Below are 26,612 nucleotides of genomic sequence, written 5' to 3'. Positions count from 1 at the left end.
AACGGCCCATTCGACACACGCGAATGTGGCCGGACACGCCCCACCCGATCCGGCGCATTATGGCTCCATAATGCGCCGGAGAACCGGATGGCAGGAACGTTATGGCTCCGTGACGTGCGAGGGAGCCGGGCGCGCCTACAGACTTGCCGCGACCGTCTCGGCGATCTCGTAGGTGTTCAGCGCGGCACCCTTGCGGAGGTTGTCCCCGCACACGAACAGCTCGAGGGTGTTCGGGAAGTCGAGCGCCTGCCGGATCCGGCCGACCCAGGTGGGGTCCTCGCCGACGACGGCGGCCGGGGTCGGCCACTCGCCCGCGGCCGGGTCGTCGCGCAGCATGATCGTCGGCTGGGCGGCGAGGACCTTGCGGGCCGCGTCCACCGACACGTCCTGTCCGAACGTCGCGTGCACGGCCAGCGCGTGGGTGGTCACCACGGGCACCCGCACGCAGGTGGCCGACACCTTGAGGTCCGGGATGCCGAGGATCTTGCGCGACTCGTTGCGCACCTTGAGCTCCTCGGACGACCAGCCGTCGTCCTTGAGCGAGCCCGCCCACGGTACGACGTTGAGCGCGAGCGGGGCGGGGAACGGCGAGTCGGAGCCGAGCCCGGCCTCGCGAAGGGCCTCGGCCACGTCACCGCTGCGGTTGCCGACCTGCTTGCCGGCCAGCGCCGCCAGCTCCGCGTAGAGCCGGTCGATACCGGGCTGCCCGGCGCCCGAGGCCGCCTGGTAGGAGGCGACGACCAGCTCGCGCAGCTCGAACTCGCGGTGCAGCGCCCCCATCGCCGCCATCATCGACAGCGTCGTGCAGTTGGGGTTCGCGATGATCCCCTTCGGCCGGTTGGTGGCGTCGGCAGCGTTGACCTCGGGCACCACCAGGGGCACCTCGGGATCCATCCGGAACGCGCCGGAGTTGTCGACGGCCACCGCTCCCCGCGCGACCGCGATCGGCGCCCATTCGGCGCTGACCTCGTCCGGGACGTCGAACAAGGCCACGTCGACGCCGTCGAAGACCTCCGGTGCCAACGCCTGCACCGTGGTGTCCTGGCCGCGGACCCGCAGCACCTTGCCCGCCGACCGCGGCGAGGCCACCAGCCGGATCTCGCCCCACGGCACCGAGGGCCGCGCGTCGATGATCTCGATCATCGTAGTACCGACCGCACCGGTGGCCCCGACGATCGCCACAACCGGACCCTGCTGGTTCATCGCCCACTCCCCGCATACACGACGGCCTGCTCCTCACCGCCGAGGTCGAACGCCTGGTGCAGCGCGCGCACGGCGTCATCGAGCTCGTCGACCCGGCAGATCACCGAGATCCGGATCTCCGAGGTGTTCATGGTCTCGATGTTGATCCCGATCTGCGAGAGCGCCTCGCAAAAGGTGGCGGTGACGCCGGGGTGGTTGCGCATACCGGCGCCCACCAGCGAAACCTTACCCACCTCCGGATCGAAGATCAGCTCCTCGAAACCGATCTGCTCCTTGACGGTCCCCAGGGCGGCCACGGCCCTGGGCCCGTCCTTCTGGGGCAGCGTGAAGGTGATGTCGGTGCGCCCGTCCGACTCGCGCGAGATGTTCTGCAGCACCATGTCGATGTTGATCTCGGCGTCGGCAATGGTGCGGAAGATGCGCGCGGCCATCCCCGGCGTGTCCGGCACCCCCACGATGGTGATCTTGCCCTCGGAGCGGTCATGCGCGACCCCGGTGAGGATCGGGTTCTCCAACGGAATCTCCTCGATCGAGCCGGTGACCAGCGTCCCCGGCTTGTCGTTGTACGAACAGCGCACGCGCAGCGGCACGTTGTAACGGCGCGCATACTCCACCGCGCGCAGATGCAGCACCTTCGCGCCCGAGGCGGCCATCTCCAGCATCTCCTCGTAGGTGACGCTGTCGAGCCGGTGGGCGTCGGGCACGATCCGCGGATCGGCGGAGAAGATGCCGTCGACGTCGGTGTAGATCTCGCACACGTCGGCCTCCAGCGCGGCGGCGAGCGCCACCGCGGTGGTGTCCGAGCCGCCGCGGCCGAGCGTGGTGATGTCCTTGGAATCCTCGCTCATGCCCTGGAAACCCGCGACGAGGACGATCGAGCCCTCGTCCAGTGCGCTGCGCAGCCGGCCCGGATTGACGTTGACGATGCGCGCGTCTCCGTGCTTGGCGGTGGTGAGCATTCCGGCCTGCGAGCCGGTGAACGATCGCGCCTCGGCCCCGAGGGCGTGGATGGCCATCGCGACGAGCGCGTTGGAGATCCGTTCACCCGCGGTGAGCAGCATGTCCATCTCCCGGGCCGGCGGGGCCGGGCAGATCTGCTTGGCAAGATCGGTCAGCTCGTCGGTGTGATCGCCCATCGCCGAGACGACCACGACGACGTCGTGTCCCTCCTTGCGGGCGCGGACGACGCGCTCGGCGACCTTCTTGATGCGCTCCGCGTCCTGAACCGATGAGCCGCCGTACTTCTGCACGACGAGGGCCACCCCGACCTCCTGTTCCTGCCCCGCGACCGGGTGCCGCCGGCGTTTGCGGTTTCCCACCCGGCACGCGGATCGACGCGATGGCATCGCCGCATTCCCGAGCGCTGGTCGGACATCGAGCCTACCTGTGGCACCCAACCGCGCTGACGCCGATGACGGATCCCACAGGGCCGCTGGGCGCACACAGTCCGGACGGGTGACCGACCGTGGTCGACCCCGGCCTGCACGTCACGCGAAGCGGCGCACGATCCGGACCACGACCGCGGTGACCGCGAACCAGACGAGGGCGGCGAGCCCGTAGTTGAGCGCGACCGCGAGCTTGGGATCGGCGGGCAGGAACAGGTCGGCCAGACCCAGGTTGAACCGGACGGCCAGATCGGCCACGAAGATCGTCAGCTGGTTCGCGGGGTTCGCCTCGAGCAGGGTCAGCGCGACGTGCAGGACCAGGACGAGCGCGATCGCGGTTCCGATGATCCGCAGTGTGCTGGCCAACAGCGCCGCGCCGCGGCGCGGCGCGGTCCCCACGCCCATGAGCCCTCCCTGCTGTCGGCCTGCATCGTGGCACGCCGACGACACCCGGGGCAGAAGATCTCCGATCGGGCGTGTCGCGGATCGTCACGCCACGAGATCACCGGTGAGACGACGAGCGATCCGGCGGGCGGTCGCCGTGAGCAGCGGTCCCGGCTCGGCCATGCACCGTGCCGGGTCGGGCTCGAGGTCGGTGAGCGGGTACGCCGCAGCGGTCCCGGCTGCGGCGAACCGGGCGAAGTCGGTGTCGGCCGAGCACCGCCCACGCCGAATCATGATGCGGAGCTCAGTACGCGACCTTCGTCTCCGCCGCCAGCCATGCGTCGAACGGCGCGGCGCGCCCCTCGACCGGCACGGCGACCACCGGCGTCGGCCACTGCGCGCGGGGCGTGCCGAACAGCTCGTAGAACGCCAGGTCGTCGAACCCGCCGCGGGCCGCGTCGTAGCGGTCGGCCGCGTACTCCACCCGGTCCAGCCGGGCCCACAGCACCGCCGACAGGCACAGCGGGCACGGTTCGCACGAGCTGTAGAGCGTGGCGCCGCTCAGCCGGAAGTCGCCGATCGCCCGGCAGGCCGCCCGGATCGCGACGACCTCGGCGTGCGCCGTCGGGTCGGCGTCGCGGGTGACCCGGTTGACCCCGCGGCCCAGCACGGCGCCGTCCGCCACGACCAGCGCCCCGAACGGTCCGCCGCCCTCGGCCACGTTGCGCCGGGCCAGCTCCACGGCCTCGGCCAGCCAGGCACTCACGACTCGTCCCTGGTGACGGTGTACTCGATCAGCCCGTACGGCCGGTCGGCGGCATAGAACACCTCGCCGGGGTTGTCCAGCCCGAACGGCGCGAGGTCAACGAGGAAGCGGTGCTTCTTCGGCGCCGAGAGGTCGAGCTCCGCGATCTCCGGATGCGCCTGCAGCACCGCGCGACCCATCTCCCACAGCGTCTGCTGCAGCGCGAGCGAAACATCCTCGACGAAGTGCCGGCCCAGCGCAAACGCGTAGGTCTCGATCTCGCGCAGGGCCTTCTCCTCGGCGAAGACGTAGCCGGTGTTCTTCCGGGTGTCGGTCGGCTGCCCGTACTGGTTGCCTCCCAGCACGATGCCCATGTCAGCTCCCTCGGTAGGTCGAGTAGGCGAACGGCGACAGCAGCAGCGGCACGTGGTGGTGCTGTGTCGGGTCGGTGACGGTGAAGGTGACGGCGAGCTCAGGGTAGAACCCCCGCTGGCCGGTGGCGGTGAAGTAGTCGCCGGTGCCGAAGGCGAGCCGGTGGGTGCCCGCGGCGAGCCCGGGCACCAGTTCCCGCACCCGCCCGTCGTCGTCGGTCTTCGCCTCGGCGACCAGGTCGTCGCCGCGGAACAGCCGGACGGCGACGCCGGCGGCGGGCCGAGCGCGGCGTCGAGCACGTGGGTGGACAGGGTCGTGCAGCCTCCTCCGAGATCAGCCGGTCCAGCCGGATCCGGTTGATCGCGGCCAGCTCGCGGCGCACCACGACGCGCTCGGTCGCCGGGTCGTTGCCCAGCAGCGCGCCCTCGGCGGCAGCGGGTAGGGCGTTGAACGCGTCGAGGTTCACGATGCTCCCCGTCGGGTTCTGCAGCCGCTGCCAGCCGTCGTGCAGGATCGTCTCCCGCTTCTCGGCGTCGCGCACGCACACGATCAGCGGGATCCCGAACCGCTCCCGGTAGGCCGCGGTCAACCGGCAGAACTCGGCGTGGTCGGAGTCCGACGGCCGGGTCAGGCCCGCCGACGACTGGTCGCGCGTCGAGTCCTCGCCCGCCTCGCCCTCGGCCACCGCGTCGGCGCCGAGACCGGGGTAGAAGGCCATCAGGTCGCGCTGCTCGTCGCACGTCCCGGAGATCAGCGCCTCCTGGAACGCCGAGCGCAGATCGGAGACGTCGGCGAACGGCCTGCGGTCGAACGCCCGCTCGACCACCCACGTCGGGCACTGGGTCGTTTGTGCGATCCGCCAGGCCCGCGCGCTCGTGCTCGCCATCGGCACGGCTGCGCTGCCGGTCCCCCGCCGCGAACGGACGCCGGGCCGTCGACCTTCTGCCCGGTGGGCAGCACCGTGCCGGTGCTCATCGCGTTGCGCATCGACAGCTCGAGCGGTTCATCCTCGGCGCCCGCGCCAGCTTGTCCATGTTGGACTCACAGCTGTGGACGGGCGGCCCGATCGAGTGGCCGTGTGAGCAGGACCGCCCGGGATCCCCTTGCCCCGGCCCCCGGATGTTCCGTTACCCTCTCCTCCGTGGCGCACCTGCTCCTTCGCAGCCGCGGCGGGGTCTGACCGACCGGCCCCTCGTCGCGGTGTTCGGCGTGCTCGCCGGTCAATGATCCGGCAGCAACCCGAAGGAGCCACCATCATGAGCTCGCCGACCGCGTCGTCCGACGCCTCCACCTCCCCGTCCGCCAGTCGGCTGCGCACACCGTCGCGCCCGGCGCCGAAGGACCAGGCCCCCTGGAACCCGCAGCGCGGCTCCGATATGCCGATCCACCGGTATCGCCCGTTCCACGAGCTGGTCGAGCCGGTCTCGCTGCCCGACCGCACCTGGCCCGAGAAGCGGATCACCAAGGCTCCGCTGTGGTGCGCGGTGGACCTGCGCGACGGCAACCAGGCGCTGATCGACCCGATGAGCCCGGCCCGCAAGCGCCGGATGTTCGAACTGCTGGTACGCATGGGCTACAAGGAGATCGAGGTCGGCTTTCCGGCCGCGAGCCAGACCGACTTCGACTTCGTCCGCGAGATCATCGAGGGTGATGTGATCCCGGACGACGTCACCATCCAGGTGCTGACCCAGTCGCGGCCCGAGCTGATCGAGCGCACCTACGAGGCGTGCGAGGGCGCCCCCCGGGTGATCGTGCACCTCTACAACTCGACGTCGATCCTGCAGCGCCGCGTCGTGTTCCGGGCCGACCGCGCCGGCATCGCCAAGATCGCCACCAGCGGAGCCGAGGAGGTGCAGCGGTTCAGCGAGAAATACCCCGACACCGAATGGCGCTTCGAGTACTCCCCGGAGTCCTACACCGGCACCGAACTGCAGTACGCCGTGGACGTCTGCAACGCCGTCAGCGAGATCTGGCAGCCGACGCCGGAGTCGCCGATGATCGTCAACCTGCCGGCGACCGTCGAGATGGCCACCCCGAACGTCTACGCCGACTCGATCGAGTGGATGCACCGCAACCTGGCCCGGCGCGAGGGGATCGTGCTGTCGCTGCACCCGCACAACGACCGCGGGACCGCCGTGGCCGCCGCCGAGCTGGGCTACCAGGCCGGCGCCGACCGCATCGAAGGCTGCCTGTTCGGCAACGGCGAGCGCACCGGCAACGTCGACCTGGTGACCCTGGGGATGAACCTGTTCACCCAGGGCATCGACCCGCAGATCGACTTCTCCGATATCGACGAGATCCGCCGCACCGTCGAGTACTGCAACCAGCTGCCGGTCCACGAACGCCACCCGTGGGGTGGCGACCTGGTCTACACCGCCTTCTCCGGCAGCCATCAGGACGCGATCAACAAGGGTTTCAAGGCGATGCAGGACGACGCCGCCTCGGCCGGTGTGGACGTCGACGACTTCCGTTGGGAGGTCCCGTATCTGCCGGTCGACCCGAAGGACATCGGCCGCACCTACGAGGCCGTGATCCGGGTGAACTCGCAGTCCGGCAAGGGCGGCGTCACCTACATCATGAAGACCGAGCACCAGATGGATCTGCCGCGGCGGTTGCAGATGGAGTTCTCCCGAGTCGTCCAGGAGGTCACCGACTCGCAGGGCGGCGAGGTCTCCCCCAAGGAGATGCGCGACGTCTTCGACACCGAGTACCTGGAGCGCACCACCCCCCTGAAGCTGATCCGCCATCGGCTGTCCAGCGACGGAGAGGGGACCGACGAGATCGTCGCCACGGTCCGCGTGGAGAACGACGTCCACGAGATCACCGGCAGCGGCAACGGCCCGATCGCGGCCTTCGTCGATGCCCTCGCCGGGATCGGCTTCGACGTCCGCGTGCTCGACTACCACGAGCACGCGATGTCGGCAGGCGACGATGCCCGGGCCGCGGCCTACGTCGAATGCGCGGTGGACGAGAAGGTCCTCTGGGGCGTCGGGATCAACGGCTCGATCGTGAGTGCCTCGCTCAAGGCCGTCGTCTCGGCGGTCAACCGCGCCATGCGCTGACGCGCCCGTGCGCGGCGACGACCGCTCTGGCGATCATTGCCGCACACGAGGCCGCGGCCAGGTCACGCGCGGTCAACACCACCTGTCCCGGTCGACGACGATCTCGTCCGCCGGGTCACGCCCGGGGCGTCGGAGTACACCCCTTCCGACGCCCCGGCCGGCTCTCCACCCGGCCGACGAGAGCCACGCTCACGAGGCTGCGGCCACGTCGCGCTCGACGCGGTCGGGCGCGGTGCGGATCGTGTCGGCATATCCGGTGGGCACGTTGGTCAGATGGTGCAGCCGCTCCCGTGCCAGGCGGAGGTGCTCGCGAGCCCGGGCCAGGTCGCCCAGCTTGCGGTAGTCCTCCGCAAGGTTCAGGTGCAGCGACGGATAGAAGCCCTTGACTTGCAGAGAAGCGTGATGGCCTGCACGCAGCGGTGGAACGGATCACCGGCCGCGCCGCCGATCTCGGCCCAGATCGCGTCGGACTCGGCGGCCGCGGCCACGGTCTTCCCGGCGCGGGACTGCTCGATCGCGACGGAGATGCGGGCCATCATGGGGTCGGGCTGTTCGCTCATGGCGCGGACGCCGGCGACGGCCACCGACGAACGCGGGTCCGCGTCCGGCGGCTCAGGACGGGTCGAACTCCCCGTTCTTGACCCCGGCGACGAAGGCTACCCACTCCGCACGACTGAACGTCAGCGGCTCCTGCTCGCGGTTCTTGCTGTCCCGCACGAGCATGGTCCCGTCCGGGCCGCGCCCGATCTCGACGCACTCGCCGAAGTTGCAGAAACTGCTGGTGACGAACTCGGTCACGACCCACCTTCCTCACGTGTAGCGGCGAAGATACTCCGCGATCATGATCTTGGTCTCGGGAGGCGGCAGGGCCCGGGCAGCGACGTCAGCGAAGACCTCTTTGTACAGTTTGATGTCGTCGTCGGAGTCCAAATAGGTGTCTCCCGCATGGCTTTCGATGTAGACGACGTCGCCGAGCGGCTTGGGTAGCTCGAGAATCGTGAACTGCCCGACGTGGGCGCGGTGGACACCGCCCTCGAACGGCAGCACTCGTACCTCCACATTGGCCATGTCGGCCTTCTCCGCGATCGCCCTCAGCTGTGCCGTCATCAGCTCCGGCCCGCCCACGACCCGACACAGCAGGGCCTCATCGATGACGACGGACAGCTCCAGCGGCCGCTCCGCGCGGTACAGCGCCTGCTGACGCCGCATCCGCAGCTCGACGAGGCTTCCGATATCGCGTTCGGGGTGGTGCGGCAGGATCGCCGACAGGAGCACCTCCGCGTAGGCGGCGGTCTGGAGCAGGCCGGGCAGCACCATCGCCGTGAAGCTCCGGTTCGCGACGGCCTCGGTTTCCAGCGCCGCGTAACGACCCGGCGACTCCAGGACATGCCGGGCCGGCTGCACGCCCTCCGTGTACGGCTCCCACCAGCCCTGCGCGCGGCTGTCCTTGACCAGCCGCAGCAGCATGTCGCGCTCGGTATCGGCGGTGACGCCATAGATCCGCATCAGCTCGCGGACGTCCGGCAGCTTCGGGACGCCCTTGCCCGTCTCCAGCCTGCTGATCTTCGACGTCGAACAGTCGAGCTGACGGGCCACGTCCTCGAGATGCATCCCGGCCTTGCTGCGGAGCCGGCGCAGTTCGGCGCCGAGGCGACGCCTCGGCCCGGCCGGACCCTGCGCTGCAGCCATCTCCCCTTCCCCGTGAGCCGATGAGACCGCTCCGTCGCTACACAGCGTGACCTGTCGCTGCTCCGGACGGGTCTTTCCCTCTGCCCCATGGCCGTGCAATTGCACAACGCACTGCCATAGGGCAATCTAAGCACAGATGGCCTACCAGCGGTCAGGGTCACCTCCACCCGCTCGGGCCACAGTCGGGAGAGGAGGTCGCCGTGATCACCAACCGGCCGAGCTCCGCCGCGACCCGCCCCGGCCACCTCTGTCGCACACTCGCCCGTAACCCGGGCGACCGCGCTTTCAGTCCCGCCCCGGCCACCGCCGGGAGCCACGGCACCGGCAACCGCCGGTGCGGGAGAGAACGAAAGGGGGAGAGGAGATGGAAGCCAGCCACACCACCGGCCACGCTGCGGCGAAGGTTGTCACCGTCCGCCGAGGCAGGTGGTCGCAATGATCACCGTGATCGCCGTGGGCTTCGGCGTTCTACTCACGATCGGTGTCATCGTCGGCATTCTCGACGCCGCCAACGCCGCCCAGTGGCGGTGGGTCGCCGCCGAGCGACGCCGCGACTGGGAAGACCGCCAGCTCGAACGATCGGCCCATGGCTACGACAGCTGGGCAGACGAGGATGAATGAGGACGAACAAGGACGGATGGGGAGGTCACGCCGCCGGGGGGTCGGCGCCGCCGCCACATTCCTCGAACGCCGACCGCCGGATCACGGATCCGGCCGCCACGCCACCCGGGCGTGACGACCACCGTGGCCGGCGGTCACGGCGGTCGGGGGCCGCTACAGCGCCCGCCGCCCCGATAGCGCCCGGCCGAGCGTGAGCTCGTCGGCGAACTCCAGATCGCCACCCATCGGCAGGCCGGACGCAAGCCGGGTGACCGTCAATCCCGGGAACTCACGCAGCAGCCGCACCAGGTAGGTCGCCGTGGCCTCACCCTCGGTGTTCGGGTCGGTCGCGATGATGACCTCGGCGATCTCGGTCTCGTCGGGCGCCGGACCGGTGCCGCCGAGCCGGGCGAGCAGCTCGCGGATCCGCAGCGCATCGGGCCCGATCCCGGCCAGCGGATCGAGCGCTCCGCCGAGCACGTGATAGCGGCCCTTGAACTCCCGCGTCCGCTCGACGGCCAGCACGTCCTTGGCCTCCTCCACGACGCAGACGATCGTAGGGTCTCGTCGGGCGTCGGAGCAGTAGCGGCAGCGTTCCTTCTCCGAAACGTTGCCGCAGACATCGCAGAATCGGACCCCCTGCTTGACCCGCTGCAGGACGTCCTGCAGCCGGGTGACGTCGGCAGGATCGGCCGCCAGCAGGTGAAACGCGAGGCGCTGCGCGCTCTTCGGCCCGACACCGGGCAGCCTGCCCAGCTCGTCGATCAGGTCCTGGACCGGTCCCTCGAACACCGCTGCCCGATCAAGCGCCCGGCAGACCCAGCCCGCCGGCCACGTCGCCCAACCCGCCGGCGAGCGGGCCCATCTTCTCTGCCTGCATGCGCTGCGCGGCCCCAGTCGCATCGTGGATCGCGCCGACCACGAGGTCCTGCAGCGTCTCCACGTCGTCCGGGTCGGCAACCTTGGGATCGATCCGCACCGCCCGCACCTCACCGCTGGCGGTCATCGTGACCTGCACCAGACCGTTCCCGGCCTGGCCCGTGACCTCGGTCTCGGCCAGCTCGGCCTGCGCGGCCACCAACTGCTCCTGCATCTTCTGCGCCTGCTGGAGAATCATCGCCATATCGGGCTGACCCGGTTGCACCAGCGCTCTCCTTCGTCCCCGCGCGGTGTTCGGTGGGAACACCGCCTCTCTGCAGCGTAACCGTGTCAGGCTGTCCGCCGTGTCCGCCCCGCGCCGCGCTGTTCCCGCGTTGTTGTTCGGCCTTCTGCTCGGCGGTTCGGCCGGTGGCTGCACCGCCGAACCGCCCCCGCCGAGCACCGTCGCCGAGCCTCCCGCCATGACCTCCGCGGCTGCGGAACCCGCCGCCGCGCGGACCCCCGTCGTCCTCCTCGATCCGGGGCACAACGGAGGCAACGCCCGTGCGCGCGGCATGGTCAACCGCCTGGTGCCCGACGGCCGCGGCGGGACCAAGGCCTGCAACACCACGGGTACGTCCACCACCACGGGATACCCCGAACACGCCTTCAGCTGGGACCTCGCCCAGCGGGTCCGCGCGCTGCTGTCCGAGCACGGCATCACGGTGGTGCTCACCCGCCCGGACGACTCCGGCGTCGGCCCCTGCGTGGACGAACGCGGCGCGGCAGGCGAACGGGCCGATGCCGACGTCGTCGTCTCCTTGCACGCCGACGGCTCGGCGCCGGACAACCACGGCTTCCACGTCGCCTACGCCGAACCCCCGCTGAACCCCGCCCAGTCCGGACCGGCACGCGTGCTGGCCGCCACGCTGCGCGACCACCTGCGCGACGCGGGGTTTCCGGTGTCGACCTACATCGGCCGCGACGGTCTGTCGCCGCGCTCCGATCTTGCCGGGCTGAACCTGTCCACGAGACCCGCGGCGCTGGTCGAATGCGCGAACATGCGCAACCCGGCCGAGGCCGCGCTGCTGTCGTCCCCGGAGGGACGGGAACGTTACGCCGCGGCGATCGCGGCCGGGATCATGTCGTTCCTGACCTGGTGGTGAGCCGGGACGCCAGCTCCACCAGCACGGCGCCCGCGGCGGCCATACCCACTGCGACCAGCATCGACGGCGCGTGCCCCGCGTCCAGGTCCCAGAACTCACGGCCGAACGGCAGCGGGGACAGCAACGCATGCCCGAACACCGCCACCGACGCCACGACGAGCACGAGCTTCCACCACACGAACGGCCGGGCCACGACGACGAGCACCCAGAGCGCGATGAGATACAGCGCGACCACCGCGGCCGTGCTCTGCTGGACCGCGGTCGCGCCGGGGTCGTCGCGCACCAGTACGTAGGTGACGATCGTGCCGACTCCGGCGATCACCCCGGACGGTGCGGCGAGCCGCAGCACCCGGCGCACGAAGCCGGGCCGGGCGCGCTCGGCGTTGGGTGCGAGCGCCAGGAAGAACGCCGGGATCCCGATGGTGAGCGAGCCGATCAGGGTGAGGTGGCGGGGCAGGAACGGGAACGGGACGCCGATCCCGCCGATCGCGATGGCCAGCAACACCGAGTACACGGTCTTGGTCAGGAACAGGTTCGCGACCCGCTCGATATTGCCGATCACGCGGCGGCCCTCGGCGACGACGTGCGGCAACGTCGCGAACGAGTTGTCCAGCAGCACGATCTGCGCGACCGCGCGGGACGCCGGACTGCCCGACCCCATCGCGACACCGACGTCGGCGTCCTTCAGCGCGAGCACGTCGTTGACGCCGTCACCGGTCATCGCGACGGTGTGCCCGCGGGACTGCAGCGCCCCCACCATCTCCCGCTTCTGCGCCGGCGTGACCCGGCCGAAGACCGTCGCGGCGTCCAGCCGCCCGGCCAGTTCGGCGCGATCGTGCGGGAGCTCGCGGGCGTCGACCGGGGTGCGCGCGCCGGGCAGGTCCAGCGACGCCGCGACCGCACCGACCGATGCCGCGTTGTCCCCGGAGATGACCTTGACGTGCACGTCCTCCTCGGCGAAGTAGCGCAACGTATCCGCCGCCTCGGGCCGCACCTTCTGCTCCAGCACGACCAGGGCCGCCGGGCGCACCGTGCCGAGCGCCACCGCGGCGTCGACGGTGGCGTCGCTGCGCCCCAGCAGCAGCACCCGCAGCCCCTGCGCACCGATCCGTTCGGCGTCCACCCGCGCCGCGCTGCCGTCGGCGAGCAGCACATCGGGCGCGCCGAGCACCCAGTCGCCGCGGCCGTCGAAGCTCGCGCCGCTCCACTTGCGGGCCGAGGAGAACGGCGCGGTCGCGGTCGGGGTCCAGCCGGGCGACGGGCAGCGCTCCACGATGGCCGCGATGCTCGCGTTCGGGCGCGGGTCCGCGGCACCGAGCGCCCCGAGCACCGCGCGCGCCGTTGCCTCGTCGAACCCGTCGAGGGTCTGCACCCGCGCCAGCCGCATCCCGTTCTCGGTGAGCGTGCCGGTCTTGTCCGCGCAGACGACGTCGACCCGGGCCAGGCCCTCGATCGCCGGTAGCTCCTGGACCAGGCATTTCCGTCTTCCTAGGCGGATGACCCCGACGGCGAACGCGATGCTGGTGAGCAGCACCAGACCTTCGGGCACCATCGGGACGAGGGCGGCCACCATGCCGCGCACGGCGTCGTCGACATCGGTGCCTGCGGTCCGGAACTGGCTGTAGATGATCAATGCCGCGGCGGGCACCATGAGATAAGTGATGATCTTCAGGATCTGGTTGATGCCGGAGCGCAGCTCGGAGTTCGCCAGCGTGAACCAGCTGGCCTCCTCGGCCAGCTTCGCCGCATAGGCCTCCCGGCCGACCTTGGTCGCCTGCTGCGATCCGCTGCCGGCGGCCACGAAGCTGCCCGAAAGCAGCGGGTCGCCGGGCTGCTTGTGCACCGGGTCGGACTCCCCGGTGAGCAGCGACTCGTCGACCTCCAGCCCGTCGGTGGCCAGCACCACCCCGTCGACGACGATCTTGTCGCCTGGTCCCAGCTCGATCACGTCGTCGAGCACCACCCCGCTCGGCGGCAGCTCGACGACCGCCCCGTCGCGGCGCACCCGCGGCCGGGCCTCCCCGACGATCGCGAGCTGTTCCAGGGTCCGTTTGGCGCGCAGCTCCTGGACGATCCCGATCCCGGTGTTGATGAGGATCACGAAACCGAACAGGCCGTCCTGGATCGGACCGATCACCAGGATGATCGCGAACAACACCCCGACGATCGCGTTGAACCGGGTGAAGACGTTGGCCCGGACGATCTCGCCGACGGTGCGGCTGGCCCGCGCCGGGACGTCGTTGGTCTGGCCCTCGGCGACCCGCTCGGCGACCTGCGCGGACGTCAGCCCGGTGGCGACGTCCGTCCGCTCGCGCATGATGGACACGTCGGCCGAGCCTACGCAGTCGGCCTGGCCTGCCAGCCCTGTGAGTGGGGAACAGCGTTCCGCACTCACAGGGCCGAAGGCCGCTTCAGCGCTGGTCGATCGCCCGGGCCCCGAGTTCGGAGCTGAGCAGCTCGATCGCCGCCTCCTCCGGATCGCGACGGCTGACCGGCTCGCCCCGCGGCTCGGCGGCGGCCTCGGCCATCATCGCCTCCTCGTCGTCGGGCGGGGGTTCCTCGGCGGGCGGCTCGGGCGGCTCGGGCGGAACTGGGACGGCGTCGTCCGGAGCGGGACGGCGAGACGTCTCGGGGCGGGCGGGCTCGGGACGGTTCGGACGTCGGGGCGGCGGGTTGCGAGCCTGCGCCGGCGCCTGGGCGGGCGGCTCGGTGTCGCCGAACTCGCAGCGCACCCGCCAGTGTCCGCCGAGGACGGCGCCCAGCGCCTCGGCGATGATCTCGAGGTTGCTCTGCTCGGACAGCAGCCGGGCCAGCGCCGCGGTGCCTGCGTCGAGGACGAGCGTGTCGTCCACCACCGTGCGTACGGTGGCCGTGATCAGCAGCGCATGGGTCCGCATCTTCTGCTGCTTGGTCGCGGCCAGCACCTCCGGCCACCTCCGGCGTACCTCCGCGACATCCGGGGCGCTGGAGGGGGCCGGGGCGGGCGCCTCGGCGCGACCGCGGTCGGCAGGCGGTACCGCCTCCCGCGGCGCCGGACGGCCCCGGTCGGGACGGGCGGCGCCGTCGCCGATGGACGCCGCGGCGGGTCCGCAGTCGGGTTCGGCCCGCTCCGGCGAGCGGTCCGCCTCGGCGTTCCGCCCGGTGGCCGCCGCGGTGGGCCGGACGAACTGGCGGCGTCCCGGTGCGGACGGCTCCTCGACGGCGGGTGCGGCGTCGCGGGGTGCCGGGGACGGCTCGAACGACCCGGTGGCGATCCGCCGCTCCATCCGTTCGAGCCGCTCCAGCAGCCCGGCGTCGGTGGTGGACGCGGCGGGCAGCAGCAGCCGCGCGCACAGCAGTTCGAGCAGCAGCCGCGGCGCCGTCGCGCCCCGCATCTCGGTGAGCCCGTTGTGCACGATCTCCCCGTAGCGGCTCAGCGTGGCCGGCCCGAACTTCGCGGCCTGCTCGATCATCCGGGCGAGCTCGTCGTCGGCCGCCTCGACCAGTCCCTGGCCCGCCGCCTCGGGCACCGCCTGCATCAGCGTCAGGTCGCGCAGCCGCTGGAGCAGGTCGGCGGCGAACCGGCGCGGATCGTGGCCGGCCTCGACCAGCCGGTCGACGGCCTCGTACACCGCAGCGTGGTCGCCCGCCGCGAGCCCGTCGACGACGTCGTCGATGAGCCCGACATCGGTGATCCCCAGCAGCGCGACCGCCCGCTCGTAGGTGACGCCCTCCTCGCCCGCCCCGGCGAGGAGCTGGTCGAGCACCGAGAGCGAGTCCCGCGCGGAGCCGCCGCCCGCCCGGATGACCAGCGGATACACCGCGGGCGCCACGACGACGCCCTCCTCGGCGCAGATGCGCTCCAGCAGCGTGCGCAGCGTGCCCGGCGGGATCAGCCGGAACGGGTAGTGGTGGGTGCGCGAGCGGATCGTCGACAGCACCTTGTCGGGCTCGGTCGTCGCGAAGACGAAGACCAGATGCTCCGGCGGCTCCTCGACGATCTTCAGCAGGGCGTTGAAACCCTGCGTGGTGACCATATGCGCCTCGTCGACGATGAAGACCCGGTACCGCGACTCGGCGGGTGCGTAGAAAGCTCGGTCGCGCAGCTCGCGGGCGTCGTCGACGCCGCCGTGCGACGCGGCGTCGAGCTCGACGACGTCGATCGACCCGGGTCCCTCCGGGGCCAGTGCGATACATGACGGGCACTGCCCGCACGGGTCGGGCGTCGGACCGCTCTCGCAGTTCAGCGAGCGGGCCAGGATCCGCGCCGAGGACGTCTTGCCACATCCGCGCGGCCCTGAGAACAGGTACGCGTGATTGATCCGGCCTGCCGCCAGCGCCGTGCCGAGCGGTTCGGTGACGTGCTCCTGTCCAACGACATCGGCAAACTTGGCCGGACGGTACTTGCGGTACAGAGCCAGCGCCACAGCCGCGAGGCTACCCACCCGCCCCGACGGTGGGACCGGCCGGGCCGCGACACGAAAGCGGACCCCGCGCACCCGCCAGAGCCCGTTGACCCTTGCTGCCTTCCGGCCCTGGGGGAGTTCACAGGATGGACGCCGCGCGGGGTCCGGAGACGAGTGTAGTCGCTTCCGGAGATCCGATCCCGCCGAGGGGCGTCGGCGACGCGGCAGCTATCCTCGTCGGCGGAGGATTCGCCTAGTGGCCTAGGGCGCACGCTTGGAAAGCGTGTTGGGGGCAACCCCTCGCGGGTTCGAATCCCGCATCCTCCGCCACCGCGACCGGCACGAACGCCGGGCGCCCCGCAGAGGGCAGGCCCGGCGTTCGTCGTTCAGTCTCAGTTCCGTGGGTTCGGGCGCTCCCTCATACGAGGGAGCCGTCTCCTTCGCCCACGGGAGTGGATCCCGTCTGCGTGGTGCCTACGGTCGCGGCCATGGTTGATTCCGCTCGACCACGGCGCTGGCCGGCGTTTGGAGCGCGACCGCGTCCGGCGTGCTGGGTGCGTGCCTTGCCGTCGCCACGGTCACCGCGCTCGGCCGTCGGGTGCCGAGAACAGTGATGCTGTTGGTGCTGGTCGGAATGCTGCTGGCCGCGGGCGCCGGCGCCGGGATCATGATCCTGGACGGGTTCGTCGGAATCGGCGTGGGCTGGCGGTGGTACCACCGGGTCCTCGGGATCATCCTGATCGGACTGATCCTGGCGATGGTCCGGTCCTATGCGGTGGCGACGAGACGTGTCGCGGGCTGATCGGCTGCGTACGGAGACGTACCAGCTTCCGGTCTCCTTCGAGCTCGTAAGCGGCCGACGAAGCCCATGCCGCAGTTCGGCCGATCGTCGGCATGGGAGCAGCGGTGTGCCGCGAGGGCGGCGGAGACGAGTGAGACGCCGACGGTCTGACGTTCGCCGTCAGGCGCGGCGGTACTGCTGCGCGCCGTCCCGGTCCCGGACCGCGACCCCCTTCCCCGTCCGGAGCTGATCCAGCGCATCCCCGGCGGCTCCGGCCTGCTTGTCGGCGAGGGCCCCGTCTGCGTGGCCGGGAACCACGAGGTCCCGGCCGTCGGTGAACACGGCCGCGACCCGGTCGCGGCGCAGGTGCAGTGCGGAGGGGCCCTCCGCGACGGTGAGGTGGTCGCCCGCCACCGTCACGGCAGGGCCCTGCCGGCGCGACCGACGCGATCCGCACCCCGCCACAGCGCCGATGACCGTCAGCACGGACACGGCCTACACCGTCGGCAGCAGCGCGGCGATCCGGAGCGGCCCGGGGGCCGACCCGATGAGATCCATCAGCCAGTTCACGAGCGGTGCCACCGCGAACAACCGCGCCGCGACGCGCGCGATCGCGTCCATCTCGCGCGGGGCCTCCGGGTCGCTACGGCCGTGTCTCGGAGCCTCGCGCTCCGTCATAGATCTCGTCGTACCGGTGCATGGCCAATCCTCGGGCATAGCGGCGCGCAATATCCGGCATTGCCGGATCTCTCCCTGGCCCGCGACTCACTCCGAAAACAGTTCCCGGATAGTCGAGCGGTCCCATGAGCTCACGGATCCGTTCCCAATTGCTGGGGGGTACTAGTTCGGCCGGGTCGCCGCCGGCGAACCAACCCATCGGAACCGCCATTCCGGGCGGTACCGCGGTATTCACATGGACGACCGCGCCGAACTCGACCTCGGCGGTCACGCCGAGCCGCGCGCCGTTGAACAGCATCGCACCGGTCGCGATCCGCGCATCGCCCTCGACCACGCATCCGGTGAGGTGCGCATGCGGGCCGACCAGCACGTTGTCACCGATCTGGACCGGATGCCTCGGCACCCCGCGGACAACGGCCTGCTCCATGATGATGCAGTTCGAACCGATCGCCACCGGACCGCCCTCGGCGGTGATCACGGCGCCGAAGAGTACCCGGCTGTGCGCACCCACCGAGACGTCGCCACAGAGCACCGCGGTGGGCGCAATATAGGCAGATTCATCGACGCGGGGCCGCGCATTCCGATGCGTCACATATACCGCGCCACGGCCAACTGGGTGCAGATAATGCTCGCGAACAGCCATCCCCGATCCCTCCGGTCCGTCCTACAAACGAATGGCGACACACCCTGACCCAAGCGCGACTGCGCGCCCGTATCGGGAGCGCGGTGGGCAGGCGACGCTACGCCGCGAACTGCACGCATGTCGAGCGTGGACCGGGGCCTGCCGGACACCGAACCCGGTGCGGGCCAACCGCCGGCCGCACGGATCCGGCCGCTCGTCCAAACATGCCCCCGCGAGCATGCGGCCCGCCCCCTACGGTGCCCTTGTCACCGCAAGCAGCTCCGGGCGACTCCAGCCGGTCCGGAGCGGCACGGTGGCGCGGTGGGGCTCCCCCCGCCCAGGCGCGCGTCGCCGGGGTGGCCCGCCGGGGTGGGTAGCCGTCCGGGGCGGCGTGCCCGGGGGAGCCCTGCCGATACAGGGCATGGATCTACAGCCGGTAGCTGCGGATCTTCGCGTAGAGCGCGGTGCGCGAGATGCCCAGTTCCTTGGCCGCGGCCGACTTGTTGCCGCCACACTCCTGCAGCACCGCCGCGATGACCGACGACTCCGCGCGCTCCAGGGGGGTGAGCGCGCGGCGACCGGAGGCCGCCCGGACCTCCGCCGGCAACGCCTCGAGGCCGACGACGCCACCCCGGGAGTGGCGTGTCGCCGCCCGCACCACCCTGGCCAGCTCGCGGTCGTTGCCGGGCCAGTCGTAGCGCCGCAGCGCGGTCTGCGCCTCCAGCGAGAACGACAGCCGCGTTCCGTGCCCACGCAGCTCGCGGGAAGCGAGCTCGATGATGTCCGCGGCCCGACGGCGCAGCGGCGGGATGGTGATCGCGGCTCCGCCGAGCCGGTCGAGCAGGCGAGCTGGGGCATCGGCCCGACCGGCGTCGGACACGGTGAGGGTCGCGCCGAGCGGAGCCTGCGCGTCCGCGAGCAGCGCACCCACCGCACGCGCCGCCTCCTCGCTCAGCAGCTCCGCGTGCCGCAGCACGAGCGGGACCTCGGGCTCGGCCAGATGCACCCCGAACCGGGCCACCCAGACCGCCAGTCCCTCCACCGGGCACGTGGCGGCGTCCACCACCACCGACTCGATGCCGTACCGGACCGTCAGCGCCGCCGTGAGCATCATCGTCTTGCCGGTGCCCGGCTCGCCGCGCACGGTCAACGGCCCCTCGCCGAGCAGTTCCTCGGCCTGCGCGAGCAGCCGGTCCCAGGTGCTGGGCGCGGCCGGCTCATCCCGGGTCCGCCGGCGCGGGGCGAACTCGGGGACGGGACCGCTCAGGGTGAGCACCGCACCCGTGGTGACGAGACCGTCACGCAGCAGCCGCAGCCGTCCGGACAGATCGGGGCGCAGATCGATCCGGGCGCCGTCCGGTGCACCGCGCAGCTCGTCCCACAGTTCGTGCTGGTCCAGCCCCAGCTCGACGGCGGCCCGGTTGGCGATGACGATCCCCTCGCCGACCGAGATCACCGGAGCGGTCGTGCGTCGCTGCTCGCACAGGAACTCGTCGAGCAGCTGCCGCTCCCGCGGCGCCGCGGCAGCCAGCAGGCCCGCCCGGATCTCGTCGACGAGCCTGAGCACGACGACCGGCAGCAGTGAGTTCGTGTCCGTCGCGCGGCAGGTGACGTTGACCGCCCCGACGGTCCGCCGGGTGATCGGATGACGCACCGGCGCCGCGACGCAGGTGACGCCGTGGAAGCGGTGCACGAAATGCTCGGAGCCGCGGATGACGGCGATGCGGCCGGTCTCCAGGGAGGTGCCCAGACCGTTGGTGCCGACGAACTCCTCGTCGAAGCAGAAGCCCTGGTCGACCGACAGCGCGTCGAGGGTGTTGCGCAGCGCCGGTTCGGACACCCAGCGCCAGACGACCCGGCCGCCGGCGTCCGCCAGCGCGAGGCAGGTCTGCGCGCCGGTGAGCAGCTCGGCCATTCGGGTCAGGATGGGCACCGCAACGCGCACGAAGTGGGTGTCGACATCCGTGTCGACGTACGGAACGTCGACATACTCGGGGTCGACCCCGCTGATCCGGGACCGGCGCCAGGAGGTGAGCACGTCGCCGCGCACGTCGCGCGGCTCCTCGCCGGTCTGGAACTGCTCCCAGGCGGTTCCGATCCTCATCGCGTCTCCTCGGCCCACGAGTCTCGTGCCCGTGACGCTCGCACGATCGACCCCGGCGCGCACCCCATTCGGTGCCGGGCGTTTCCGCCCATCGTCCACGGATCGGGTGTGCACAGGTGTACGAGATCTGAACAGCCGTCGACATGGGTACGGTCGGGTGGGCCCGCAGCACGGCGGCACCCCCGGACGAGACGCGCCGTACCCGGAGAGCGACAAGACGACGCGGTGCGGAGGTGGGCGTCTTGGCGTGGGTGGTTCTGGTCGTCTCGGGGCTGCTGGAGACCGTGTGGGCGGTGTCGCTGGCGCAGTCGCAGGGGTTCACCCGGCTGGTCCCGTCGATCGTCTTCGGGGTGGCCATGGTGCTGAGCATGGTCGGCCTGGCCGTCGCGCTGCGTTCGCTGCCGGTGGGCACGGCGTACGGGGTCTGGGTCGGGATCGGCGCGGTCGGGACCGCGATCTACGGGATGGTCGTGCTCGGCGAGCCCGCGACCGTCGCGCGGCTGCTCTGCCTGGTCGCGATCATCGCGGGGGTGGCGGGCCTGAAGGTCCTTTAGTACCTCCATGTCTGATAACCGCCAGCCGAGGAGTGGGTCCCGGGTAGAGGGTGGCAGGGCCCGATCCCCCGAGGAGAATCATGAGCAAGCCCAGGACCGCGCCCGACCTGCCCGCGCTGGCCGATCTCGACTGGCCGGCGCTGGGGCGCAGCCTCGACGAATCCGGGTTCGCGATGACGCCGCCGATGCTCTCGCCCACACAGTGCGCCGAGGTCCTCGAGATGTTCGACGACGACGCCCGCTTCCGCAGCACGGTCGTCATGGCCCGGCACGCGTTCGGTGAGGGAACCTACCGCTACTTCGCCGAGCCGCTGCCCCCGCTGGTGCAGGCCCTGCGCGAGCGGCTCTATCCGCCGATCGCCGCGATCGCGAACCGGTGGGCCGAGCGGCTGGGCGGACGCCGCTTTCCCGAGACACTCGACGAACTGCTTGCCGAATGCGCACGGCTCGGTCAGCGCGAGCCCACGCCGCTGGTCCTGCGGTACGGGCCGGGCGGCCACAACTGCCTGCACCAGGACGTCTACGGCGAGCTCACGTTCCCCCTGCAGTTTCTGATCATGCTCAGCCGGCCTGACGAGGACTTCGCCGGCGGGGAGAGCGTGTTCGTCGAGCAGCGGCCGCGCCAGCAGTCGCGGCCGATGGTCGCCCGGCCCGCCCAGGGCCAGGCGGTGATCTTCCCGGTGCGCGAGCGGCCGCGCAGGGGCGCTCGCGGCTACCACCGGGTGCAGATGCGACACGGGGTCAGCGCCGTGCACGCCGGGGACCGGCACGTGCTGGGCGTCATCTTCCACAACGCCCGCTGACTGCTGGGCCTGCAACCGATCCTGCGGACCGGGGTTCTGGTGGGCATGGTCGACGAATGCGACGAGCCGGTGGTTGACGAGGCACAGGAGCACCTCCGCCGAGCCCTGATCGCCGACCTGGACGCCGGGTTCGCCGACGTGGTCCGCGCACACGAGCAGGTGGTGTACTCGGTCGCGCTGCGGCTGAGCAGCCTCCCTGCCGACGCGGAGGACCTCGCGGCGGAGGCGTTCTTGCGGGCGTACCGGGCGCTGCGCGGCTATGACGCGCAGCGGATCCAGGGGTTGCGGCTACGGCCGTGGCTGCTCACGATCCTGCGCAACGCGGCCCGCAACGCCGCCCGGGACGCGAGCCGCCGTCCCGGCCCCCCGCCGGCGTTCGAACCGGCCGAGGAGCTCTCGGCCGGCCCCGGCGTCGAGCAGCGGGTCGAGCAGGACCACGTGCAGCGCGAGCTGGGCATGGCGCTGGGCAGGCTGCCCGAGACCCAGCGGATGGCCGTCGTGCTCCGGCACGTGGTGGGCCTGCCGACCAGCGAGGTCGCCGAGGTCCTCGGCTGCCCGGACGGCACGGCCAAGTCGCACATCTCCCGCGGATTGCAACGACTACGAGCGCTGCTGGCCGAGCGCCGGCCGGCGCTCTTGGATGGAAGGACGGATCGATGATGCTCAATGGTGCCGACCCGATCGCCGACGCGTTGGGTGCGCTCGCTGCCCCCCCGCCGACCGGGCTGGCCGACAAGGTGTTCACCGCCTGGCTGGCCGCGCCCAGCAGGCTCGGTGAGGTGTTCGTGGCGTTCACGGGCCACGGTGTGCAGTTCGTACGCCCTGCGGAGACGCTGCATGGCGATATCGACGCGTTCGCCGAGTCCTATCGGGACCGGTTCGGCCGGCCGCTGCGCCCGGCCGCTCGTGCGCCCTCCGGGTTGCTGCCGACCCTGCGCGGCCGTCCCGCGACCTCCTTGCGGCTGGATCTGCGCGGGTTGTCGGAGTTCGAGCGCGACGTGCTCACCGCGACCCGACGCATCCCCGCCGGCGAGACGCGCCCCTACGGATGGGTCGCCCGCGAAGCCGGCCGGCCCCGCGCCGTGCGGGCAGCAGGCTCGGTGCTCGCCCGCAACCCGATGCCGCTGCTGGTGCCCTGCCACCGCGTCGTCCGGGCCGACGGGCGGCTCGGGGACTACATGTTCGGGTCCGCGCACAAGGAGAAGCTGCTGCGCGACGAACGCGTCGACCTCGACGAGGTCGTGGCCCTCGCCAGGCAGGGGGTGCACTACCTCGGCAGCGACACCACCGGCGTCGTGTGCTTCCCGACCTGCCACAACGCCCGGCGCATCGACCCGGCCCACCGCCACGGGTTTCGCTCCGTCGGCGCCGCGGTCGCGGCCGGGTACCGGCCCTGCCGGACCTGCCGCCCCGCGGCCGACGCGACGTCGGCGTGACTGTCGGTCCCGTCCGCGACACTGCCCGCGTGATGTCCGAACCCGATCGCGTCGGCGCGTCGCAGGAAGCGGCTGCGGCGAGCCCACCCGACGACCGTCCGCGCTGCGGCTGGGCCACCGGCTCGGCGCCCGACTACCTCGTCTACCACGACGAGGAATGGGGTGTGCCGCTGCGCGGGATCGCGGCCATGTTCGAGCGGATCAGCCTCGAGGCGTTCCAGTCGGGGCTGTCCTGGCTGACGATCCTGCGCAAACGTCCCGCGTTCCGCTCCGCGTTCGCCGGTTTCGATCCGGCGGTCGTCGCCCGATACGACGAGGACGACGTGGTTCGCCTCCTCGGCGACCGAGGAATCGTGCGGAACCGGCGCAAGATCGAGGCCACCCTGCACAACGCCCGCGCGGTGCTCGACCTCGATGTTCCGCTCGACGAGCTGGTCTGGTCGTTCGCCCCCGATCCCACCGGGCGGACGCGTCCGGCAACGCCGGCCGACGTCCCCGCCGTCTCGCCGGAGTCCACGGCGATGGCCAAGGAGCTCAAGCGGCGCGGGTTGCGGTTCGTCGGGCCCACGACCTGCTACGCGCTGATGCAGGCCGTCGGAATCGTCGACGACCACGTCCTCGGCTGCTGGCGGGCCAGGTGAGATCGCCTGGACTCCGGGGACGGGCTCCGGCACGGTTGAGAGCGACGGCAGAGCGGCACGTCTCGTCGCTCCGACGCCCGGACGAGGGGGAGCCAGCAGTGACAGCGCAGACCTATGAGGACATCCGCTACGAGCTCGATGGTCCCGTCGCGATCGTCACGATCAACCGGCCGGAGCGCTACAACGCCTTCCGCGGCCGGACGGTCGACGAGCTGATCAAGGCGTTCCGGGCGGCCTGGGCCGACCGGCAGGTCCAGGCGGTCATCCTCACCGGCGCGGGCGACAAGGCGTTCTGCACCGGTGGGGACGTCAAGCAGCGCGCCGAGACCGGCGACTACGGTCCGACCGAGAGCGGGATGTTCGAGATCGGCTACCTGCACAAGCTGATCCGCGACATCCCCAAGCCGGTCATCGCCGCGGTCAACGGGGTCGCGATCGGGGGCGGGCACGTCCTGCACGTGTTGTGCGACGTGTCGATCGCCAGCGAGACGGCGCGTTTCGGGCAGGCGGGCCCCCGGGTCGGCTCGTTCGACGCCGGTTTCGGGTCGGCGTATCTGGCGAGGGTCGTCGGGGAGAAGAAGGCCAGGGAGATCTGGTTCTGGTGCCGGCAGTACAGCGCCGCCGAGGCGGAGCGGATGGGCCTGGTCAACGCCGTCGTGCCGGCCGAACGCCTGCTCGACGAGGCCAGGGCGTGGGCCTTCGAGGTCGCCGAGAAGAGTCCGACCGCGATCCGCTTCCTCAAGCAGTCGTTCAACGCCGACACCGACCACCAGGCGGGGCTGTCCAACCTGGCGATGTCGGCGCTGGACCTGTTCACCGCCTCCCCCGAAGGGCTCGAGGGCGCGGCCGCGTTCGCCGAGAAACGCAAGCCCGACTTCGCCCGGCACGTCCGCTGGCACTGAACCGGGCGTCAAGGCCCCATCATCGCGGCGCCGTGGAGCCCGGGCGCGAGCGCCGGGAACCAGATCACGGCCACGGCGAGCACCAGGGCCGCCACGCCGATCGCCCTTGCGACGGCCTCGCCGTGCACCCACAGCTTCTCCACCAGCACCACCGCGGCCAGTACCACCATGGCGGCCAGGTTCATCGCCCCGAGAACGACGAACAGCGCCATCAACGACCAGCAGCACCCCAGGCAGTAGGCGCCATGGTGAGCGCCGGCGCGAACATCGCGAAGCGGTCCGTGATAGGAGCCGTAGCGCAGCAGCAGCGACAGCGGAGACCGGCAGTGGCGCAGGCAGCGCGACTTCAACGGCGTCAGTTGGTACACCCCGCAGGCGGCGAACACCCCGGCCGCGACGGCCGTCGCCCACGCCGGGTCGCCGCCCGCGAGCCGCGTCAGCAATTCGGTCAGGTAGAACGCGGGTACGCCCGTCGCGACCCAGACGAGCAGGTATCCCCCGGTGAAACCGGCGAGGCGAAGCGCCCGGTGGGTGCGGATCGACCGGTGGTACATCGAGGCCACCGGCGCGACGGACGGCAGCATCATCGCCGCCATCATCAGCGCCCACATGCCGACATAGCTCGGCAGGCCGAGGCCCGCCATGCCGGCCATCTGCCGCGCCCCGGCGATGGTCAACAGCCAGGCCACCGCGGCGAGCAGCAGCAGAACCGCTGTGTGCGGCGTCAGCCGCCGCAGCGACGGAACGGCCGTGCTCATGCCGCCCAGGAGAAGGGCGCCGAGTGCCCGTTCTTGCCGGAGTTGTCGAACTGCAGTCCGAAGGCGTTGACCTTGGATGCGGTCGCCCGGGCGATCGTCAGGGTGGAGTTCGCCGGATGGAACATCCCGGTGAGCTTCGAGACCTCCCCCTCGGGGTTGAGCGGTGGCACGAAGTCCTCGATCTCGATGTCCACCGCCTCGCCGATCTTGATCCGATGCCGGCGGCCGTCGTCCGCATAGTCGATCGGAACGGTCTCGACGCCGAGGTTCTCACCGATCAGGGGGGCGAGCATCGCCATCGGACCCCCGAGCTGACCGGAGAAGACCGCGCCGAGCTTCTCGGCCTGTTCCTGGGACGCCGCCGCGTCCATGAAGACCCCCACCCGCCAGTTGCCGTCGGACATCAGCGGCGGGGTGTCGGCGAGGACGGCCACCGTCAGGCCGCTCACGTCGACGTCGTCGACGGTGCCCGATCGGACATTGAAGGCGAGCACCACGCGGCAACGCTCGTAGTCGGCCGGCATGCTGAGCCCCGAGGTGGTGCACGGGCACACCATGTCGCAGGAACAGTTCTCGAAGTACGTTCCTTGCAGCTGCCAGGCCATGCGGCGCTCCCTTCTGCACTGCCGAACCACCCAGAATGGCGCCGCCGTGGAAGCCGGGTCAACAGATCGTTCGCGGACGGCGAGGCGAGGTCGAGCCGCGTTCGTTGCGAGACTGCGCCGGTGACCGTCATCCCGGACCGGCGGGTGTTCTTCGTCGGGGACTCGTTCGTCGCCGGAGTCGGAGACCCGGAGCATCGAGGCTGGGTCGGCCGGCTGGCGGCCCGCTCGCACCGGGACGGCGTGCCGATCACGTCCTACAACCTCGGTGTTCGGCGGGACACGAGCGGTGACGTGTGCCGTCGCTGGCCCTCGGAGGTGGCCGCGCGGCGCGCCGCTGGCCGTGAGGAGCGGCTGGTCGTGTCCTTCGGGGTGAACGACACGACCGTCGAGAACGGCGGCTGTGTTCGAGTCGAGCCGGCGCGAAGCATCGCGAACCTGCTCACCGTCGCCGACCGTGCCTCGGCGGTCGCACCCCACTGCTCGTGGTCGGTCCGCCGCCGGTCGACGATCCCGCGCAGAACGAGCGGATCTCAGCGCTCGACGAGATGTTCCGCGCAGTCTCCGCCGAGGCCGGGGTGCCGTACGTGAACGTTTTCGGGGCACTGGTGGCGGAGCCGCGGTGGATGAGCGAGGTCCGGTGTGGGGACGGTGCACACCCGGGAGCCGGTGGCTATGAGCTGCTCGCGGATCTGGTGCTGCCGGAGTGGCGACGATGGGTCAGGCTTGAGCGAGTCCGCCACGGGCGCGTAGCGCGGCCGAATGCAGCCAAGCGACATCTCCCAGGTTTCTGAGCGGTGGCGCGTTCGAGCGCTGCCCGATTCTGGTTGCGCGCTCGTGCGACGCTGCTCTGGTGAGCGCTGAACGCCCGAGCAGCCTTCC

General features: G+C 71.3%; 28 protein-coding genes, 1 tRNA gene, 1 other RNA gene, 4 pseudogenes and 1 riboswitch. Of the genes and pseudogenes, 12 read left to right on the top strand and 22 right to left on the bottom strand.

The features are described from left to right. Window positions 1-135: 135 nt before the first annotated feature. The 8 genes and pseudogenes from G567_RS0120185 to G567_RS33470 all read right to left on the bottom strand — a co-directional run. Entirely contained in the window at window positions 136-1,203 is a 1,068-nt protein-coding gene (locus G567_RS0120185; protein ID WP_028931410.1) for an aspartate-semialdehyde dehydrogenase, read from the bottom strand. Beyond that, a complete protein-coding gene (locus G567_RS0120180; RefSeq protein ID WP_028931409.1) occupies window positions 1,200-2,465 on the bottom strand; it encodes an aspartate kinase in 1,266 nt (421 codons plus the stop codon). Before G567_RS0120180 ends, G567_RS0120185 begins: the two co-directional genes overlap by 4 nt. 225 nt (window positions 2,466-2,690) lie before the next feature. Next, window positions 2,691-2,993 (bottom strand): hypothetical protein, encoded by a 303-nt coding sequence (locus G567_RS0120175; RefSeq protein ID WP_028931408.1) that lies wholly within the window; start codon window positions 2,991-2,993, stop codon window positions 2,691-2,693. A gap of 84 nt (window positions 2,994-3,077) precedes the next feature. After that, the gene (locus G567_RS0120170; RefSeq protein WP_028931407.1) at window positions 3,078-3,266 is read right to left on the bottom strand and encodes a hypothetical protein; all 189 of its coding nucleotides are present in this window, start codon (window positions 3,264-3,266) and stop codon (window positions 3,078-3,080) included. 10 nt (window positions 3,267-3,276) lie between these two features. Then, window positions 3,277-3,738 carry a nucleoside deaminase gene (locus tag G567_RS30115; RefSeq protein ID WP_037057750.1) on the bottom strand — a complete coding sequence of 154 codons (462 nt, stop codon included), beginning with the start codon at window positions 3,736-3,738 and terminating at the stop codon, window positions 3,277-3,279. Then, a pseudogene (locus G567_RS34910) lies at window positions 3,735-3,962 on the bottom strand (factor-independent urate hydroxylase); the annotation flags it as partial. The gene G567_RS30115 and the pseudogene G567_RS34910, both read right to left, overlap by 4 nt. A gap of 130 nt (window positions 3,963-4,092) precedes the next feature. Next, window positions 4,093-4,400: pseudogene (uraH, locus tag G567_RS30110) on the bottom strand (hydroxyisourate hydrolase). A 179-nt stretch (window positions 4,401-4,579) separates the two neighbouring features. Further along, window positions 4,580-4,975 (bottom strand): annotated as a pseudogene (locus G567_RS33470) (2-oxo-4-hydroxy-4-carboxy-5-ureidoimidazoline decarboxylase); the annotation flags it as partial. Between the two features lie 370 nt (window positions 4,976-5,345). Between G567_RS33470 and leuA the strand changes: the two are divergent. Further along, window positions 5,346-7,151 carry a 2-isopropylmalate synthase gene (leuA, locus tag G567_RS0120150; RefSeq protein ID WP_028931405.1) on the top strand — a complete coding sequence of 602 codons (1,806 nt, stop codon included), beginning with the start codon at window positions 5,346-5,348 and terminating at the stop codon, window positions 7,149-7,151. A 356-nt stretch (window positions 7,152-7,507) separates the two neighbouring features. On the opposite strand, the gene G567_RS35650 is transcribed toward leuA, so the two are convergent. From G567_RS35650 to G567_RS0120135, 3 genes are read right to left on the bottom strand one after another with little or no spacing between them, the layout of a single operon-like run. Beyond that, window positions 7,508-7,711 (bottom strand): hypothetical protein, encoded by a 204-nt coding sequence (locus tag G567_RS35650; protein ID WP_211223983.1) that lies wholly within the window; start codon window positions 7,709-7,711, stop codon window positions 7,508-7,510. Window positions 7,712-7,763: 52 nt separating this feature from the next. Continuing rightward, window positions 7,764-7,949: a DUF397 domain-containing protein gene (locus G567_RS0120140; RefSeq protein WP_028931403.1), complete on the bottom strand. Its 186-nt coding sequence runs from the start codon at window positions 7,947-7,949 to the stop codon at window positions 7,764-7,766. Between the two features lie 12 nt (window positions 7,950-7,961). Next, a complete protein-coding gene (locus tag G567_RS0120135; protein ID WP_028931402.1) occupies window positions 7,962-8,840 on the bottom strand; it encodes a helix-turn-helix domain-containing protein in 879 nt (292 codons plus the stop codon). Between the two features lie 435 nt (window positions 8,841-9,275). Between G567_RS0120135 and G567_RS0120130 the strand changes: the two genes are divergently transcribed. After that, window positions 9,276-9,461, top strand: a complete 186-nt coding sequence (locus G567_RS0120130; RefSeq protein ID WP_028931401.1) for a hypothetical protein — start codon at window positions 9,276-9,278, stop codon at window positions 9,459-9,461. Window positions 9,462-9,614: 153 nt separating this feature from the next. Here the strand turns inward: G567_RS0120130 and recR are convergent, their stop codons facing one another. Continuing rightward, window positions 9,615-10,232 carry a recombination mediator RecR gene (recR, locus tag G567_RS0120125; protein WP_028931400.1) on the bottom strand — a complete coding sequence of 206 codons (618 nt, stop codon included), beginning with the start codon at window positions 10,230-10,232 and terminating at the stop codon, window positions 9,615-9,617. A gap of 10 nt (window positions 10,233-10,242) precedes the next feature. Then, the gene (locus G567_RS0120120) at window positions 10,243-10,587 is read right to left on the bottom strand and encodes a YbaB/EbfC family nucleoid-associated protein (RefSeq protein WP_147201140.1); all 345 of its coding nucleotides are present in this window, start codon (window positions 10,585-10,587) and stop codon (window positions 10,243-10,245) included. Window positions 10,588-10,663: 76 nt separating this feature from the next. On the opposite strand from G567_RS0120120, the gene G567_RS0120115 reads away from it, so the two are divergent. Further along, window positions 10,664-11,464 (top strand): N-acetylmuramoyl-L-alanine amidase, encoded by an 801-nt coding sequence (locus G567_RS0120115; RefSeq protein WP_028931398.1) that lies wholly within the window; start codon window positions 10,664-10,666, stop codon window positions 11,462-11,464. Here G567_RS0120115 and G567_RS30105 read toward each other — a convergent pair. The 3 genes from G567_RS30105 to ffs form a co-directional block, all read right to left on the bottom strand. Beyond that, on the bottom strand, window positions 11,439-13,781 hold the full coding sequence (locus tag G567_RS30105; RefSeq protein ID WP_037057761.1) for an HAD-IC family P-type ATPase: 2,343 nt from the start codon (window positions 13,779-13,781) through the stop codon (window positions 11,439-11,441). The two genes, G567_RS0120115 and G567_RS30105, sit on opposite strands and share 26 nt — an antisense overlap. 94 nt (window positions 13,782-13,875) lie before the next feature. After that, the gene (locus tag G567_RS0120105) at window positions 13,876-15,870 is read right to left on the bottom strand and encodes a DNA polymerase III subunit gamma and tau (RefSeq protein ID WP_028931397.1); all 1,995 of its coding nucleotides are present in this window, start codon (window positions 15,868-15,870) and stop codon (window positions 13,876-13,878) included. A 52-nt stretch (window positions 15,871-15,922) separates the two neighbouring features. Further along, window positions 15,923-16,019: signal recognition particle sRNA small type (ffs, locus tag G567_RS33460), an RNA gene on the bottom strand. Window positions 16,020-16,091: 72 nt separating this feature from the next. Here ffs and G567_RS0120100 point away from each other — a divergent pair. Beyond that, window positions 16,092-16,179, top strand: a tRNA-Ser gene (locus G567_RS0120100). A 217-nt stretch (window positions 16,180-16,396) separates the two neighbouring features. Beyond that, window positions 16,397-16,651 (top strand): hypothetical protein, encoded by a 255-nt coding sequence (locus G567_RS30100; RefSeq protein ID WP_245585723.1) that lies wholly within the window; start codon window positions 16,397-16,399, stop codon window positions 16,649-16,651. Between the two features lie 159 nt (window positions 16,652-16,810). On the opposite strand, the gene G567_RS0120090 is transcribed toward G567_RS30100, so the two are convergent. From G567_RS0120090 to G567_RS0120075, 4 genes are all read right to left on the bottom strand, one after another. After that, the gene (locus G567_RS0120090; protein ID WP_147201137.1) at window positions 16,811-17,122 is read right to left on the bottom strand and encodes a YqeB family protein; all 312 of its coding nucleotides are present in this window, start codon (window positions 17,120-17,122) and stop codon (window positions 16,811-16,813) included. Window positions 17,123-17,125: 3 nt separating this feature from the next. Beyond that, entirely contained in the window at window positions 17,126-17,251 is a 126-nt protein-coding gene (locus G567_RS36725; RefSeq protein WP_261763859.1) for a hypothetical protein, read from the bottom strand. Window positions 17,252-17,273: 22 nt separating this feature from the next. After that, window positions 17,274-17,951 carry a gamma carbonic anhydrase family protein gene (locus G567_RS0120080; protein ID WP_084796291.1) on the bottom strand — a complete coding sequence of 226 codons (678 nt, stop codon included), beginning with the start codon at window positions 17,949-17,951 and terminating at the stop codon, window positions 17,274-17,276. A 406-nt stretch (window positions 17,952-18,357) separates the two neighbouring features. Continuing rightward, the gene (locus G567_RS0120075) at window positions 18,358-20,034 is read right to left on the bottom strand and encodes a sigma-54-dependent Fis family transcriptional regulator (protein WP_028931394.1); all 1,677 of its coding nucleotides are present in this window, start codon (window positions 20,032-20,034) and stop codon (window positions 18,358-18,360) included. A 158-nt stretch (window positions 20,035-20,192) separates the two neighbouring features. Further along, window positions 20,193-20,261: riboswitch (guanidine-III (ykkC-III) riboswitch) on the top strand. A 15-nt stretch (window positions 20,262-20,276) separates the two neighbouring features. Here G567_RS0120075 and G567_RS0120070 point away from each other — a divergent pair. The 6 genes from G567_RS0120070 to G567_RS0120045 all read left to right on the top strand — a co-directional run bounded on the left by G567_RS0120070 (window position 20,277) and on the right by G567_RS0120045 (window position 24,370). Next, window positions 20,277-20,588 (top strand): DMT family transporter, encoded by a 312-nt coding sequence (locus G567_RS0120070; protein ID WP_028931393.1) that lies wholly within the window; start codon window positions 20,277-20,279, stop codon window positions 20,586-20,588. Between the two features lie 80 nt (window positions 20,589-20,668). Further along, window positions 20,669-21,391 (top strand): 2OG-Fe(II) oxygenase, encoded by a 723-nt coding sequence (locus G567_RS0120065; protein WP_037057748.1) that lies wholly within the window; start codon window positions 20,669-20,671, stop codon window positions 21,389-21,391. A gap of 45 nt (window positions 21,392-21,436) precedes the next feature. Continuing rightward, a complete protein-coding gene (locus G567_RS0120060; protein ID WP_028931391.1) occupies window positions 21,437-22,051 on the top strand; it encodes an RNA polymerase sigma factor in 615 nt (204 codons plus the stop codon). Beyond that, window positions 22,048-22,827: a methylated-DNA--[protein]-cysteine S-methyltransferase gene (locus tag G567_RS0120055; protein ID WP_028931390.1), complete on the top strand. Its 780-nt coding sequence runs from the start codon at window positions 22,048-22,050 to the stop codon at window positions 22,825-22,827. Before G567_RS0120060 ends, G567_RS0120055 begins: the two co-directional genes overlap by 4 nt. 32 nt (window positions 22,828-22,859) lie before the next feature. Then, window positions 22,860-23,468 carry a DNA-3-methyladenine glycosylase I gene (locus G567_RS30095; protein ID WP_051233340.1) on the top strand — a complete coding sequence of 203 codons (609 nt, stop codon included), beginning with the start codon at window positions 22,860-22,862 and terminating at the stop codon, window positions 23,466-23,468. A gap of 98 nt (window positions 23,469-23,566) precedes the next feature. Then, window positions 23,567-24,370, top strand: a complete 804-nt coding sequence (locus G567_RS0120045) for an enoyl-CoA hydratase-related protein (RefSeq protein WP_028931389.1) — start codon at window positions 23,567-23,569, stop codon at window positions 24,368-24,370. Window positions 24,371-24,378: 8 nt separating this feature from the next. Here G567_RS0120045 and G567_RS0120040 read toward each other — a convergent pair whose 3' ends face one another. Both G567_RS0120040 and G567_RS0120035 read right to left on the bottom strand, forming a co-directional pair. Beyond that, window positions 24,379-25,128 carry a DUF2182 domain-containing protein gene (locus tag G567_RS0120040; RefSeq protein ID WP_051233336.1) on the bottom strand — a complete coding sequence of 250 codons (750 nt, stop codon included), beginning with the start codon at window positions 25,126-25,128 and terminating at the stop codon, window positions 24,379-24,381. Next, window positions 25,125-25,733: a DUF1326 domain-containing protein gene (locus G567_RS0120035; RefSeq protein ID WP_028931387.1), complete on the bottom strand. Its 609-nt coding sequence runs from the start codon at window positions 25,731-25,733 to the stop codon at window positions 25,125-25,127. The genes G567_RS0120040 and G567_RS0120035 overlap by 4 nt, the downstream gene beginning before the upstream one ends. A 120-nt stretch (window positions 25,734-25,853) precedes the next feature. Here G567_RS0120035 and G567_RS30090 point away from each other — a divergent pair. Continuing rightward, window positions 25,854-26,524, top strand: a pseudogene (locus G567_RS30090) (DUF459 domain-containing protein). Window positions 26,525-26,612 lie beyond the last annotated feature (88 nt).

Source organism: Pseudonocardia asaccharolytica DSM 44247 = NBRC 16224 (assembly GCF_000423625.1).
GTDB classification, from domain to species: Bacteria; Actinomycetota; Actinomycetes; order Mycobacteriales; family Pseudonocardiaceae; genus Pseudonocardia; species Pseudonocardia asaccharolytica.
Note: the sequence above shows the minus strand (reverse complement) of the source record. Positions and strands in the feature narration are given on the sequence as shown.

Coding starts and splice junctions, on each gene's coding strand:
- G567_RS0120185 (WP_028931410.1), bottom strand. CDS start 1,203: ATGAACCAGCAGGGTCCGGTTGTGGCGATCGTCGGGGCCACCGGTGCG.
- G567_RS0120175 (WP_028931408.1), bottom strand. CDS start 2,993: ATGGGCGTGGGGACCGCGCCGCGCCGCGGCGCGGCGCTGTTGGCCAGC.
- G567_RS0120170 (WP_028931407.1), bottom strand. CDS start 3,266: ATGATTCGGCGTGGGCGGTGCTCGGCCGACACCGACTTCGCCCGGTTC.
- leuA (WP_028931405.1), top strand. CDS start 5,346: ATGAGCTCGCCGACCGCGTCGTCCGACGCCTCCACCTCCCCGTCCGCC.
- G567_RS35650 (WP_211223983.1), bottom strand. CDS start 7,711: ATGAGCGAACAGCCCGACCCCATGATGGCCCGCATCTCCGTCGCGATC.
- G567_RS0120135 (WP_028931402.1), bottom strand. CDS start 8,840: ATGGCTGCAGCGCAGGGTCCGGCCGGGCCGAGGCGTCGCCTCGGCGCC.
- G567_RS0120130 (WP_028931401.1), top strand. CDS start 9,276: ATGATCACCGTGATCGCCGTGGGCTTCGGCGTTCTACTCACGATCGGT.
- G567_RS30105 (WP_037057761.1), bottom strand. CDS start 13,781: ATGCGCGAGCGGACGGACGTCGCCACCGGGCTGACGTCCGCGCAGGTC.
- G567_RS36725 (WP_261763859.1), bottom strand. CDS start 17,251: ATGGACGCGATCGCGCGCGTCGCGGCGCGGTTGTTCGCGGTGGCACCG.
- G567_RS0120080 (WP_084796291.1), bottom strand. CDS start 17,951: ATGGCTGTTCGCGAGCATTATCTGCACCCAGTTGGCCGTGGCGCGGTA.
- G567_RS0120075 (WP_028931394.1), bottom strand. CDS start 20,034: ATGAGGATCGGAACCGCCTGGGAGCAGTTCCAGACCGGCGAGGAGCCG.
- G567_RS0120065 (WP_037057748.1), top strand. CDS start 20,669: ATGAGCAAGCCCAGGACCGCGCCCGACCTGCCCGCGCTGGCCGATCTC.
- G567_RS0120060 (WP_028931391.1), top strand. CDS start 21,437: ATGGTCGACGAATGCGACGAGCCGGTGGTTGACGAGGCACAGGAGCAC.
- G567_RS0120055 (WP_028931390.1), top strand. CDS start 22,048: ATGATGCTCAATGGTGCCGACCCGATCGCCGACGCGTTGGGTGCGCTC.
- G567_RS30095 (WP_051233340.1), top strand. CDS start 22,860: ATGTCCGAACCCGATCGCGTCGGCGCGTCGCAGGAAGCGGCTGCGGCG.
- G567_RS0120040 (WP_051233336.1), bottom strand. CDS start 25,128: ATGAGCACGGCCGTTCCGTCGCTGCGGCGGCTGACGCCGCACACAGCG.
- G567_RS0120035 (WP_028931387.1), bottom strand. CDS start 25,733: ATGGCCTGGCAGCTGCAAGGAACGTACTTCGAGAACTGTTCCTGCGAC.